Source organism: Streptomyces minutiscleroticus, from assembly GCF_014650875.1.
In the GTDB taxonomy this organism is placed as follows: Bacteria; Actinomycetota; Actinomycetes; order Streptomycetales; family Streptomycetaceae; genus Streptomyces; species Streptomyces minutiscleroticus.
Map to the genome: position 1 here is coordinate 1 of NZ_BMVU01000002.1, position 12840 is coordinate 12840.

10 protein-coding genes are annotated in these 12840 nt (G+C 74.1%); 5 read left to right on the top strand and 5 right to left on the bottom strand.

Translation table 11 applies throughout. The annotated features are described in order from the left end of the window. The 3 genes from IE271_RS03115 to glgB form a co-directional block, all read left to right on the top strand. On the top strand, positions 1 to 111 hold a 111-nt coding region (locus tag IE271_RS03115), incomplete at its 5' end, for an alpha-glucosidase C-terminal domain-containing protein (protein ID WP_190188581.1). A 161-nt stretch (positions 112 to 272) separates the two neighbouring features. Then, positions 273 to 1664: a maltokinase N-terminal cap-like domain-containing protein gene (locus IE271_RS03120; RefSeq protein ID WP_190188582.1), complete on the top strand. Its 1392-nt coding sequence runs from the start codon at positions 273 to 275 to the stop codon at positions 1662 to 1664. A 210-nt stretch (positions 1665 to 1874) separates the two neighbouring features. Next, a complete protein-coding gene (gene glgB / locus IE271_RS03125) occupies positions 1875 to 4091 on the top strand; it encodes a 1,4-alpha-glucan branching enzyme (RefSeq protein ID WP_190188964.1) in 2217 nt (738 codons plus the stop codon). A 201-nt stretch (positions 4092 to 4292) separates the two neighbouring features. Here glgB and IE271_RS03130 read toward each other — a convergent pair whose 3' ends face one another. The 4 genes from IE271_RS03130 to IE271_RS03145 form a co-directional block, all read right to left on the bottom strand. Continuing rightward, positions 4293 to 6593, bottom strand: coding sequence for a HelD family protein (locus IE271_RS03130; RefSeq protein WP_190188583.1), 2301 nt, complete (start codon positions 6591 to 6593; stop codon positions 4293 to 4295). 187 nt (positions 6594 to 6780) lie between these two features. Beyond that, positions 6781 to 7113 (bottom strand): thioredoxin family protein, encoded by a 333-nt coding sequence (locus tag IE271_RS03135; RefSeq protein WP_308435152.1) that lies wholly within the window; start codon positions 7111 to 7113, stop codon positions 6781 to 6783. Beyond that, positions 7110 to 7538 carry a MerR family transcriptional regulator gene (locus IE271_RS03140; RefSeq protein WP_190188584.1) on the bottom strand — a complete coding sequence of 143 codons (429 nt, stop codon included), beginning with the start codon at positions 7536 to 7538 and terminating at the stop codon, positions 7110 to 7112. The genes IE271_RS03135 and IE271_RS03140 overlap by 4 nt, the downstream gene beginning before the upstream one ends. A 308-nt stretch (positions 7539 to 7846) precedes the next feature. Further along, positions 7847 to 9241 (bottom strand): cation:dicarboxylate symporter family transporter, encoded by a 1395-nt coding sequence (locus IE271_RS03145; protein WP_229919101.1) that lies wholly within the window; start codon positions 9239 to 9241, stop codon positions 7847 to 7849. A 143-nt stretch (positions 9242 to 9384) separates the two neighbouring features. Here IE271_RS03145 and IE271_RS03150 point away from each other — a divergent pair, with 143 nt between their 5' ends. Together IE271_RS03150 and IE271_RS03155 are read left to right on the top strand one after the other, a co-directional pair. Further along, positions 9385 to 11283, top strand: coding sequence for a sensor histidine kinase (locus IE271_RS03150; protein ID WP_229919102.1), 1899 nt, complete (start codon positions 9385 to 9387; stop codon positions 11281 to 11283). A 10-nt stretch (positions 11284 to 11293) separates the two neighbouring features. Then, positions 11294 to 11992: a response regulator gene (locus IE271_RS03155; RefSeq protein ID WP_190188586.1), complete on the top strand. Its 699-nt coding sequence runs from the start codon at positions 11294 to 11296 to the stop codon at positions 11990 to 11992. 49 nt (positions 11993 to 12041) lie between these two features. Here the strand turns inward: IE271_RS03155 and IE271_RS03160 are convergent, their stop codons facing one another. Then, entirely contained in the window at positions 12042 to 12827 is a 786-nt protein-coding gene (locus IE271_RS03160; protein WP_190188587.1) for an SDR family NAD(P)-dependent oxidoreductase, read from the bottom strand. Positions 12828 to 12840 lie beyond the last annotated feature (13 nt).

Here is a 12840-nt window from a genome sequence, read left to right on the forward strand (position 1 = left end):
GTCGAACTCATCGGCGGCGTCCGCTTCCCCGCCATCGGCGAACTCCCCTACCTGCTCACCCTCGCCGGCCACGGCTTCTACTGGTTCCGCCTCCGCAAGGACGCCCTCTAGGCACCTCGGGCCCCGTCACCGCGTCCTCGAATTGCCTCATGACGAGTGCATGAAGACCGGATGGCGGGGCATCCGGACCCGGAAGCGGGGCGGTCTCCGCCGTCCCGCTCCGAGTACGCATCAGTAACACCCCGACCCGTCCTGGGAAAGGACGCGACGCCATGTCGGAAGCCGTCACCCATTCCGCCCCGACCAGCACCGACCTCCTCGCGTCGCTGGACCCCCTGTTGCGCGAGTGGTTGCCGCGGCAGCGCTGGTTCGCCGGCAAGGGCCGCCCCATCACGGGGTTCTCGCTGGTGGCCGCGACGGAACTGCTGCCCTCGACGGCACAGCTGGGGCTGATCCACCTGCTCGTGCGCGCCCGTCAGCCGCACGCTCTGGCCCAGGACACCGCGCAGCCCGGCGACTGCTACCAGCTGCTGATCGGCGTACGCGCCACCCTGCCGCCCCGGCTCGCGCCCGCCCTCATCGGCCGCCCCCGGTCCGGCCCGCTCGCCGGGCGCACCGTGTACGAGGCACTGCAGGACCCGCGGCCCGCCGGGCTGCTCCTGGAGGCGCTGCGCTCGCGGGCCCGCGTCGGCGAGCTGCGCTTCGAGCGCGACATGCGCCAGGACATCCGCGGCGACCTCGTACCGCGGCTGGTCACCGCCGAGCAGTCGAATTCGTCGATCGTCTACGGAGATACGTTCATCCTCAAGCTGCTGCGGCGGGTCGTCCCCGGGATCAACCCCGACCTGGAGCTGCCGCTGGCACTGGCCCGCGAGGGCTGCCCGCGGGTGCCCGCGCCGACGGCGTGGATGCTCGCCGACCTGGCCGACGACACCCACGTCCTCGGCGTGCTCCAGCCCTTCGTCAAGGGCGCGGCGGACGGCTGGGAGCTGGCCCTGCGCGGCCTGGCCAAGGGCGAGGACTTCCGCGGCGCGGCCCGGGAGCTCGGGCGCGCCACGGCCGAGGTGCACACCGCGCTGGCCCGGGCGCTGCCCACGGTGACGCTGGGCCGCGGGCCGCTGCAGTCGCTGGTCGACGGCATGACCCAGCGGCTGGACGAGGCCGCGCGGGCGGTGCCGGCGCTGCGGCCGTACGCCCCCGGGCTGCACACCGCGTTCGAGGCGCTCGCCGACCTGGCCGCCGAGGGCCAGACCTGGACCGCCCAGCGGATCCACGGCGACCTGCACCTCGGGCAGTGCCTGCGCGCGCCCTCCGGCGCCTGGTCGCTGATCGACTTCGAGGGCGAGCCGGCCAAGCCGCTGGCCGAGCGCCGGCTGCCGCAGCCTACGGCGCGGGACGTCGCGGGGATGCTCCGCTCCTTCGACTACGCGGCGCACGCGCAGCCCGCGGCGCCGGACGGCTGGGCCGACGCCTGCCGCGCCGCCTACTGCACGGGGTACGCCGAGGTCTCCGGGCGCGACCCGCGCACCGACCCGGTGCTGCTGCGGGCGTACGAGACCGACAAGGCGGTGTACGAGGTCGTGTACGAGGCCCGGCACCGCCCCGACTGGCTGCCCGTGCCGATGGCCGCCGTCCGCCGCCTGGCCCACCCCGCCTCACCCTGACCCGCCACTCCACCCTTCGTCCCGTCGAGGAGGCCACCCCTCGTGACCCCGCCCGCCCATCACCCCAAGAGCGCGAAGTCCAGGGCCTCGCAGAACGTCCCGGAGCCCGCGGCGCGCGGGCCGGAGCCCGGGGAGGACCGGCCCGAGGAGGCGGCGCCCCCGAAGGCCCCGGCCGGGGAGGCCCCGGCGCCCGGCGGCGAGCGGGCGTCCGTGCCCGCCCCGGCCGGGGAGCCCCCGGCCGTCCCGGCGCTCGACCCGGCGGACCGCGAGCGGCTGCTCTCGGGCACCCACCACGACCCGCACGGGGTGCTCGGGGCCCATCCGGTGCCCGGCGGGGTCGCCTTCAGAGCGCTCCGGCCGTACGCGCTGTCGGTCACCGTCGTCACCGACGGCGGCCTGCGCGCCGAGCTGCACGACGACGGGGACGGCTTCTTCTCGGGGGCGCTGCCGCTGCGCGAGGTCCCGGCGTACCGGCTGCTGGTGGCGTACGAGGGCTCGGTGCACGACACCGAGGACGCCTACCGCTTCCTGCCGACGCTCGGCGACTTCGACCTGCACCTGATCGCCGAGGGCCGGCACGAGCAGCTGTGGAAGGCCCTCGGCGCGGAGCCGATGGTGCACCAGGGGGTGACGGGCACCCGCTTCACGGTGTGGGCGCCCAACGCCCGCGGCGTGCGCGTGGTGGGGAGCTTCAACTTCTGGGACGGCACCGCGTACCCGATGCGCTCGCTGGGCTCGACGGGCGTGTGGGAGCTGTTCGTCCCGGCGGTCGGCGAGGGCGAGCTGTACAAGTTCGAGATCACCCGGCCCGACGGGAGCACGACGCATCGGGCGGACCCGATGGCCCGCCGGACCGAGGTGCCGCCCGCGACCTCGTCGGTCGTGCACGCCTCGCACCACACGTGGCACGACGCGGAGTGGATGGAGCGGCGCGCCGCGCGGCCCGCGCACGAGGCGCCGTTCTCCGTCTACGAGGTGCACCTGCCGTCCTGGCGGCCGGGCCTCACCTACCGCCAGCTCGCCGAGCAGCTGCCGGCCTACGTGGCGGACCTGGGCTTCACGCACGTGGAGCTGCTGCCGGTGGCCGAGCACCCCTTCGGCGGCTCCTGGGGCTACCAGGTCACCGGCTTCTACGCCCCCACGGCCCGGCTGGGCACGCCCGACGACTTCAAGTACCTGGTCGACGCGCTGCACCGGGCCGGGATCGGCGTGATCATGGACTGGGTGCCGGCGCACTTCCCGCGCGACGAGTGGGCGCTCGCCGAGTTCGACGGCCGCCCGCTGTACGAGCACGAGGACCCGCAGCGGGCCGCGCACCCGGACTGGGGGACGCTGGAGTTCGACTACGGCCGTCGCGAGGTGCGCAACTTCCTGGTCGCCAACGCCGTGTACTGGTGCGAGGAGTTCCACGTCGACGGCCTGCGCGTGGACGCCGTCGCCTCCATGCTCTACCTCGACTACTCGCGCGAGCCCGGCCAGTGGACGCCCAACGCGCACGGCGGCCGGGAGAACCTGGACGCGGTCGCCTTCCTGCAGGAGATGAACGCCACGGTGTACCGGCGCGAGCCGGGCGTGGTGACCATCGCCGAGGAGTCCACGGCCTGGGACGGCGTCACGCGCGCCACCCACCACACCGGCCCGGGCGGCTTCGGCGGTCTGGGCTTCGGCCTGAAGTGGAACATGGGCTGGATGCACGACTCGCTCGGCTACGTCAGCCACGAGCCGGTGCACCGCAAGTACCACCACCACGAGATGACGTTCTCGATGGTGTACGCCTACAGCGAGAACTACGTGCTGCCGATCTCCCACGACGAGGTCGTGCACGGCAAGGGCTCGCTGGTGTCGAAGATGCCCGGCGACTGGTGGCAGAAGCGCGCCAACCACCGGGCCTACCTCGGCTTCATGTGGGCCCACCCGGGCAAGCAGCTGCTGTTCATGGGCCAGGAGTTCGCCCAGGGCGCCGAGTGGTCGGAGGCCCACGGCCCGGACTGGTGGCTGCTCGATCCCGCCTACGGGGCCGAGCCGGACCACCGGGGCGTGCGCGACCTGGTCCGCGACCTCAACGGCGTCTACCGGGCCACGCCCGCGCTGTGGGAGCTGGACACCGACCCGGCCGGGTTCTCGTGGATCGCCGGGGACGCGGCGGAGGACAACGTGTTCGCGTTCCTGCGCTACGACAGGGAGGGCCGGCCGCTGCTCGCCGTGTCCCACTTCTCGCCGGTGGTGCGGCACGAGTACCGGATCGGCGTGCCCGAGGAGGTGCCCGCCTGGCACGAGGTGCTGAACACCGACGGCCTGTGCTACGGGGGCAGCGACGTGGGCAACCCGGACCCGGTCAAGCCGGAGCCGCGGGGCGCGCACGGGCGCCCGGCGAGCATCCGGCTGACGCTGCCGCCGCTGGCGACGGTGTGGCTGCGGCCGGCGTGACGCACCGGCGGCCGCGGTTCCGGCCGCGGGCCGCGACCGGGTGACGGCGGCGGCTCCGGTCGCGGGCGGCGGACCGGCTGACGCCCCGGCCCGCCGCGACCGGTCGGGTCCGCCGCCGGACGGTCCCGGCCGCGGTCCCGGATCCGGCCGCGGCTCGCCGTCGTACGCCGGACCCGTCGGCGTGAGGCGGACCCGGCGTCGTCAGACGGCTCCGGCCGCGGCCTGCGCCAGTCCCGCCGGGAGTTCGCCGGTGTGCAGCACGCCCAGCCGCTGCGTGGCCCGGGTCAGGGCCACGTAGAGGTCGCTCGTGCCGTACCGGGCGGGCTCCACCACCAGGACCGCGTCGAACTCCAGGCCCTTGGACTGCCGGGCGTCGAGGAGCACCACCGGCCGGGTCAGGTCCGGCTCCGCGCCCGCCGTCACGCCGTCGAGGCGCGCGGCCAGCGCCCCGTGCAGGTCGCGCGGTGCGATCACGGCGAGCCGGCCCTCGGCGGGCGCCAGTTCGGCCACGGCCTCCGCGACGGCCGCCGGCAGGTCGTCGGCGGCCCGCACCCAGGGGCGCACGCCCGTGGACCGCACCGAGCCGGGCGGCTCGAAGTCCGGGTGCTCGGCGCGCAGCACGGCCACCGCGAGGTCCATGATCTCGGCGGGCGTGCGGTAGTTGACCGCGAGCCGGGTGTGCTCCCAGCGGTCCTCCACGTACGGCTGGAGGATCTCCGCCCAGGAGCCGACGCCGCCCGCCTCGCCGGTCTGCGCGGGGTCGCCGACCAGCGTCATGGAGCGGGTCGGGCTGCGGCGCATCAGCATCCGCCACGCCATCGCGGACAGCTCCTGCGCCTCGTCCACGATGATGTGCCCGAAGGCCCAGGTGCGGTCGGCCGCCGCGCGCTCGGCGGCGCTGCGCCGGTCCTCCTCCTCGTGCCGCTCGGCGAACCGCTCGGCGTCGATGACGTCGTGCGCGGACAGCACCTCGGAGCCGTCGGGGTCGTTCTCCTCCTTGTCCTCGAACTCGTAGGTGCGCGAGGCGTACGAGACCTCCAGGACCCCTTGCGCGTAGGCGACCTGCTCGGCGCGCTCGCGCTCGGCGCGGGCGCGGGCCACGCGGTCGTCCTGGCCGAGGAGTTCGGCGGCCTCGTCGAGCAGCGGCACGTCGGCCGTGGTCCAGGCGCGCGTCACCGGGCGCCGGACGGCGTCCGCGTCCTCGGCGGACAGGTACCCGTCGGGTCCGGCGAGGAAGTCCGCGACCAGGCGCTGCGGGGTCAGCCGCGGCCACAGCTGGTCGATGGCGTCCCAGACCTCGGGGTTCTCGGCCAGTTCGTCGCGGATCTGCGTGATGTCGCTGGGGTCGAGCAGGTTCGAGCCGTCGTAGGGGTCGGTGCCGATGCGCTCGGCGACCATGTCGGTGAGGATGTTGAGGACGTACCCCTCGAAGTGCTCGCGGGCCACGTTGTGCGGCAGCCCCGCCTCCCGCGTGCGGTCCCGGGCCACCCGCACCAGGTCGGCGTCGAGCATCAGGACGTCCCGGTCGTGCTCGATCGCGACGACCGGGTCGGGCAGCGCCTGCCGGTCGCGGACGACCTCGGCCAGCACGTCCGCCATGGCGATGCGGCCCTTCACCTCCGCGGCCTCGGGGGTGTCCGCCGCGGTGGCCCGCACGCCCGGGTACAGCTCGCCCACGGTCGCGAGCAGGACGCCCGTCTCGCCGAGGGAGGGCAGGACCTCGCCGATGTAGCCGAGGAAGGCCGGGTTGGGGCCGACGATCAGGACGGCGCGCCGGGCCAGCAGCTCGCGGTGCTCGTAGAGGAGGTAGGCCGCGCGGTGCAGCGCGACGGCGGTCTTGCCGGTGCCGGGACCGCCCTCGACCACCATCACGCCACGGTGCGGGGCGCGGATGACGCGGTCCTGCTCGGCCTGGATGGTCTGCACGATGTCGTGCATCCGGCCGGTGCGGGCGGCGTCGAGCGCGGCCAGCAGCACGGCGTCCCCGGTGGGGTCCTCGTGGCCGGTGCGCTCCTGGTCGCCGAGGTCGAGGATCTCGTCGTGCAGCGCCGTGACCGTGCGGCCCTCGGTGGTGATGTGCCGGCGGCGGCGCAGCCCCATCGGGGTGTGGCCGGTGGCGAGGTAGAAGGGGCGGGCGACCGGTGCCCGCCAGTCGATCAGCACGGGGGTGCGCTCGGCGTCGTCCGCGCGGATGCCGATGCGCCCGATGTGGTGGGTGGTGCCGGAGGAGAGGTCGAGGCGGCCGAAGCACAGCGAGCCGTCCACCGCGTTCAGCGCGGCGAGCAGGCCCGAACGCTCGGCGACCAGGACGTCCCGCTCCAGCCTGGCCTGCATCGGCGTGCTGCCCTGGGCGAGCGCGTCCGCCACGGCGGTCTCGGTGCCCCCGCGCAGCTCGTCGACGCGCGCGTACAGCCCGTCGATGAATTCCTGCTCACGCGACAATTCCTTGTCGTGGAATTCCGCGTTCGAGTTCGCGTTTGACAATTCGGCTCCCGCCCGCATATACTGTCTTCAGTGGACTTCTCCGCGACATCGGATCACGAAAGTCGCGAACCATTGAATATACGCGGCGAAATGCCCCGGACGCAATTGCGTCCGGGGCATTTCGCTTTCCGGTCCGTGCCCGCACCCGTGGCGCGAGCACGGACCGGGCGCCACCCAGGACCTGCCGAACCGTTGAACCCGCAGGTCACAGCAGGTCGGCCAGCTCCTCGTTCAGCTTCCTGGCGGAACGGGCGCCCACCATCGACCGCACCGGCTCGCCGTCCCGGAACACCAGGAGCGTCGGCATGGACAGCACGCCGTACGCGTTCGTCGTCGCCGGATTCGTGTCCACGTCCAGCTGGACCATTTTCAACCGGCCCGCCGTCTCCGCGGCGACCGCGCTGAGTACCGGCGCGATCTGCCGGCACGGCGGACACCAGTCGGCCGTGAACTCCACCAGCACCGGAAGTCCGGATTCCAGCACCTCCGCCGCGAAGTCCGCGTCCGTCACCTCGGTCAGGCCCTCCGCCTTGATCACCGCGTCTCCCCTCCCAGTCCGCACACGGGCTCCGGACCCCCCGGAGCCTCCGCCTCGGCCGCCAGCGCGTCGCGCGCCCGCTCGGCACGGGCCAGCTGCGCGCCCACCCGGGCGCGCACCGACCGCAGCTCCTCCATCAGCGCGTCGATCTCCGCGAGCTTGCGCCGGTACACCGCGAGCGAGGCCGGGCAGGAGTCGCCCTCCGGATGGCCGGCCCGCAGGCACTCCACGAAGGGCCGCGTCTCCTCCAGGCCGAACCCGAAGTCCTGCAGCGTCCTGATCTGCCGCAGCAGCCGCAAGTCGTCCTCGTCGTAAGCCCGGTGACCGTTGTCGTCACGCCGCGCGGGCAGCAGCCCCCGCGCCTCGTAGTAGCGCAGGGTCCGGGTGGTCGTCCCGGCCCGCGCCGCCAGCTCGCCGATGCGCATGGCGCGACCGTATGCCTTGACGTCGGCGTCAGGGCAAGGGGCGGCCGGCCGGTACGGGGGCGGTCGGCGCGGGCGGCGGGGCAGGGACGGCGGGTACGGACGGCGGGTACGGCGAACGGCCCCGGCGTCCGTCGGGACGCCGGGGCCGTTCGCGAGGAGGGCCGCCCCGGGGGAAGGGCGGGCCCTCCGGGCCACCGGGAGTGCGATGGGGAAGCCGGTGGCCTGGGCCGGACGGCCGGGCGACGGGGGATGCGCCCGGCCGTCCGGGGCTCTCGGACGGCGGCCGGGGCGCGGGGCCCCGGCTCCTGTCAGGCCTTGGCCAGCTTCTTGTCCGCCGCGGCCGCCGGGGCCTCGTCGCCCTCGGGGGCGGCCGGAGCGTCGTGGTCGTTGTCGAGGAGCGTGCGCTCGTCGAAGGGCAGCTCGCCCGCCAGGACCCTGGTCACGCGCTCCTTGTCGACCTCGCCGGTCCAGGTGCCGATCAGCAGCGTGGCCACGGCGTTGCCCGCGAAGTTGGTCAGGGCGCGCGCCTCGCTCATGAATCGGTCGATGCCGACGATCAGGCCGACGCCGTCCACCAGGGCGGGCTTGTGGGACTGCAGGGCACCGGCGAGCGTGGCGATGCCCGCGCCGGTGACGCCGGCGGCGCCCTTGGAGGCGATCATCATGAACAGCAGCAGGGTGATCTGCTGGCCGATGCTCAGCGGCTCGCCCATGGCCTCGGCGATGAACAGCGACGACATGGTCAGGTAGATCATCGTGCCGTCGAGGTTGAAGGAGTAGCCGGTCGGGACGGTGATGCCGACGACGGGGCGGCTGACGCCCAGGTGCTCCATCTTCGCGATGAGCCGCGGCAGCGCGGACTCCGACGACGAGGTCGACAGGATCAGCAGGAACTCGCGGCCGAGGTACTTCAGCAGGTGGAAGAGGTTCACCCCGGTGACCAGGCGCACCATCGTGCCGAGCACGACGACGACGAACAGCAGGCAGGTCACGTAGAAGCCCAGCATGATCGTGGCGAGCGCCTTGAGCGCGTCGACGCCGGTCTCGCCGATGACGGCGGCCATGGCGCCGAAGGCGCCGATCGGGGCCGCCCACATGATCATGGCGAGGACGCGGAAGACCAGCTTCTGGATGTGCTCGATGCCGCGCAGGACCGGCTCGCCCGAGCGTCCCATGGCCTGCAGCGCGAAGCCCACGAGCAGCGCGACCAGCAGGGTCTGCAGGACCTGGCCCTCGGTGAAGGCCGAGACCAGGGTGGTCGGGATGATGCCGAGGAGGAAGTCGGTGGTGGACTCGCTGCCGGCCTCCGCCTGCTCGGCGCCGACGCCCTTGACCGCCTCGGTCAGGTGGACGCCGTCACCGGGGTGGATGATGTTGCCGACGACCAGGCCGATGGCGAGCGCGACGAACGACATCGCGATGAAGTAGCCGAGGGCGAGACCGCCGACGCGGCCGACGCGGGCCGCCTTGCGCACCGAGCCGACGCCGAGGACGATCGTGCAGAAGATGATCGGCGAGATCATCATCTTGATCAGGTTCACGAAGCCGGTCCCGATCGGCTTCAGTTCCTTGGCGAAGTCGGGCACGGCGAAGCCGACGGCGATACCGAGGACGACCGCGACGATCACCGCGATGTAGAGATAGTGGGTGCGGTCCCGCTTCTTGGCGGGGGCGGCCTGGGCCGCCTCGGGCGCGCTCGTCACGACGCTGCCTCCTTGACGTCTTCGTCGGTCGGACACCGGCGTGCGGCTCACGTCCGGGGTTTCGGCGACTATCTCCCGCCCCGTGGGACCGGTCACGCTTCCGTTCATTTAGTTCACGCCGACGGGACAGGCAGACTGTCCCCATGCGCTTCCCCCGACCCCGCAGCCTGGCGGGTCAGCTCTTCGCGATGCAGGCCGTGCTGGTCGCCGCCGTGGTGGCCGGGTGCGCCCTCTTCACGTACCTGAGCGACCGCAGCCAGGCCGTGGCGGACGCGGGGCGGCAGGCGACGGCGGTCGCCCGCGCGGTCGCGGACGCCCCGTCCGTGCGGGAGGCGGTCCGCACCGGCGACCCGACGCGCGAGCTCCAGCCGTACGCGCTGCAGGTCCAGCGGCACACCGGGGTCGACTTCGTCACGATCATGGACCCGCGGGGCATCCGCTGGACGCACCCCCACGAGGAGCGCATAGGGGAGCGCTTCCTCGGCCACACCGCCCGGGCGCTGCGGGGCGAGACCTTCACCGAGACCTACACCGGCACGCTCGGCCCGTCCGTGCGCGCCGTCACGCCGGTCACCGACGACGGGCGGATCGTCGGCCTGGTCAGCGCGGGCATCAAGGTGGAGGCGATCACCGCCCGGGTGCAGGAGCAGGTCACGATGCTGCTCGGGGTCGCGGCGGGCGCGCTGGCGCTGGGCGGCGTCGGCACGTACGTGGTGAACGCCCGGCTGCGCCGCCACACGCACAACATGAACGCGGCCGAGCTCAGCCGCATGCACGACTACCACCAGGCCGCGCTGCACGCCGTGCGCGAGGGCCTGCTGATGCTCGACGGGCAGTACCGGGTGGCGCTGATCAACGACGGGGCACGGGAGCTGCTCGGCGCGGACGCCGACGTGGTGGGCCGCTCGGTCGCGGAGCTGGGGCTGCCCGCGCCGCTGACCGGCGCCCTGCTGTCCGGGCGGCCGCGGGTGGACGAGGTGCACCTGACGGCGGACCGGGTGCTGGTGGTGAACACCTCACCGGTGTCGGGCGGCGAGCGCCGGGGCACGGTGGTGACCCTGCGCGACCACACGGAGCTGCAGTCCCTGATGGGCGAGCTGGACTCCGAACGCGGCTTCACGCAGGCCCTGCGCTCGCAGGCGCACGAAGCGGCCAACCGGCTGCACACCGTGGTCTCGCTGATCGAGCTGGGGCGCGCCGAGGAGGCCGTCGGCTTCGCCACGGCGGAGCTGGAGCTGGCGCAGGCACTGACCGACCAGGTGGTGGACGCGGTGGGCGAACCGGTGCTGGCCGCGCTGTTGCTGGGCAAGACCGCCCAGGCCAACGAGCGGGGCGTGGAGCTGGTCGTGTCGGCCGAGAGCCGGATCGACGACGGGCTGCTGCCGCGGGCACTGCCCTCGCGGGACCTGGTGACGGTCCTCGGCAACCTGATCGACAACGCGGTGGACGCGGCGCAGGGCTCGGCGCGGGCCCGGGTGACGGTCACGGCGCTGGCGGACGGCGACGGGCTGCTGTTCCGGGTCTCCGACACGGGGGACGGCGTGGACCCGGCCCACGCTGAGGAGGTCTTCGAGCGCGGCTGGACGACCAAGCCGGCCGGGCCCGGCGGGCGGGGCATCGGCCTCGCGCTGGTCCGGCAGGCGGTGCGCCGCCACGAGGGGACGCTGACGGTGTCGGAGGCCGCGGGCGGCGGGGCGGAGTTCGAGGTGCGGCTGCCGCTGCGGTGCGGGGACGGCACCGGGTACGGCGACCGCGCGGCCCGTGTGCTCCCCATGGCCCGCGAGGAGCACACGGGCCGCGGGGAGCACATGGAGTACGGGGAGTACGGGGAGTACGAGGAGCCCGAAGCGCGCCGGAAGCACGAAGGGCTCGGGGAGTACGGAGAGCACGAAGGGCTCGGGAAGTACGCAGAGTCCGAAGGACTCGGGGAGCACGGGGAGCACACGGGCCGCGGGGACGACGAGGTCCCCGGGGATCAGACGGACGGCGACGCCGGCGCCGCGGCCGGCGGGAGACCGGCCCGGGCCGCGGGACCGGCATGAAAGGCAGGACATGAGCACGCCCTCCCCCGACATCCGGGTCCTGGTGGTCGAGGACGACCCCGTGGCCGCCGACGCGCACGTCCTGTACGTGGACCGGGTCCCCGGCTTCACGGCGGTCGGCAAGGCGCACACGGGCGCGGAGGCCCGGCGGCTCCTGGACCGGGTGCGGGTGGACCTGCTGCTGCTCGATCTGCACCTGCCGGACGTGCACGGGCTGCGCCTGGCCCGCTCGCTGCGCGCGGCCGGCCATCACGCGGACGTGATCGCGGTGACGTCGGCGCGGGATCTGGCGGTGGTGCGGGAGGGCGTGTCGCTGGGGGTCGTGCAGTACGTGCTGAAGCCGTTCACGTTCGCCACGCTGCGGGACCGGCTCGTGCGGTACGCGGAGTACCACGCGGCGGCGGGCGAGGCGAGCGGCCAGGACGAGGTGGACCGGGCGCTGGCGACCCTGCGCGCGCCGGGGCCGGCCGCCCTGCCGAAGGGGCTGAGCGGCCCGACCCTGGAGCGGGTCACCCGCACCCTGCGGAACGCCGGCGGGGGCCTGACGGCGGCCGGGGTCGGCGAGGCGGTCGGCATCTCCCGCATCACGGCCCGCCGCTACCTGGAGCACCTCGTCGAGGCGGGCCGGGCGGCCCGCAGCCCGCAGTACGGGCAGGTGGGCCGGCCCGAGTTCCAGTACCAGTGGGTGCCGGAGCGGCAACGGCACTGAGGGCACCCCCGGTCCGGGGAGGTGCCGCCCCGTGCCGTGCCGTCGGCCGTCAGACGGCCGTGTACGCGCCGTCCACCAGGTGGTAGCTGCCGTGGACGAAGGAGGCGCGCTCGGTGAGGAGGAAGACGATCAGCTCGGCGACCTCCTCGGAGCGGCCGAGGCGGCCGACCGGGTGCGCCGCGACCAGGGCGTCGTGCGCGGCCCGCTCCATCGCGTCAACGGCGAGCAGCGGCGTCTCGATGAAGCCGGGGCCCACGGCGTTGACGCGGATGTTCTTCGACGCGTACTCGGCGGCGGCTGTCTTGGTGAGGCCCACCACGCCGTGCTTGGCGGCCACGTAGGCGATCGAGCCCCGCGAGGAGACGGTGCCCATGACGGAGGAGACGTTCACGATCGCGCCGCCCTCGCCGGCCGCCTCGATGGCGGGCAGCTCGTGGCGCATGGAGTAGAAGACGCCGTTGAGGTTCGTGGCGATGACCCGCTCGTACCCCTCGATGTCGTACTCGCCCGTGGCGGCGATGGGGCCGCGGATGCCCGCGTTGTTCACGGCCAGGTGCAGCGCGCCGAAGGTGTCGACGGCGAAGCGCACGGCGGCCTCGACGGACTCCGCGCTGGTCACGTCCAGGGCGACGGCGGCCGCCTTGTGGCCCTCCGCCGTCAGCTCGGCGGCCGCCTTCGCCGCGCCCTCGGCGTTGTGGTCGGCGACGACGACGCTCGCGCCGCCGGCGGCGAGGCGGCGGACGGTGGCCAGGCCGATGCCGGAGGCGCCGCCGGTGACGAGGGCGGTCTTCCCGGCGAACTCCGTGGCGTAGTCGGGAACGGAGGTGGTGCTCATGGTGGTGCTCACT

What these genes read in the sequence shown, in the direction of transcription:
- IE271_RS03155 (WP_190188586.1), top strand. Translation starts at nt 11,294, where the DNA reads ATGAGCACGCCCTCCCCCGACATCCGGGTCCTGGTGGTCGAGGACGAC.
- IE271_RS03160 (WP_190188587.1), bottom strand. Translation starts at nt 12,827, where the DNA reads ATGAGCACCACCTCCGTTCCCGACTACGCCACGGAGTTCGCCGGGAAG.
- IE271_RS03150 (WP_229919102.1), top strand. Translation starts at nt 9,385, where the DNA reads ATGCGCTTCCCCCGACCCCGCAGCCTGGCGGGTCAGCTCTTCGCGATG.
- IE271_RS03130 (WP_190188583.1), bottom strand. Translation starts at nt 6,593, where the DNA reads ATGCGGGCGGGAGCCGAATTGTCAAACGCGAACTCGAACGCGGAATTC.
- IE271_RS03140 (WP_190188584.1), bottom strand. Translation starts at nt 7,538, where the DNA reads ATGCGCATCGGCGAGCTGGCGGCGCGGGCCGGGACGACCACCCGGACC.
- IE271_RS03120 (WP_190188582.1), top strand. Translation starts at nt 273, where the DNA reads ATGTCGGAAGCCGTCACCCATTCCGCCCCGACCAGCACCGACCTCCTC.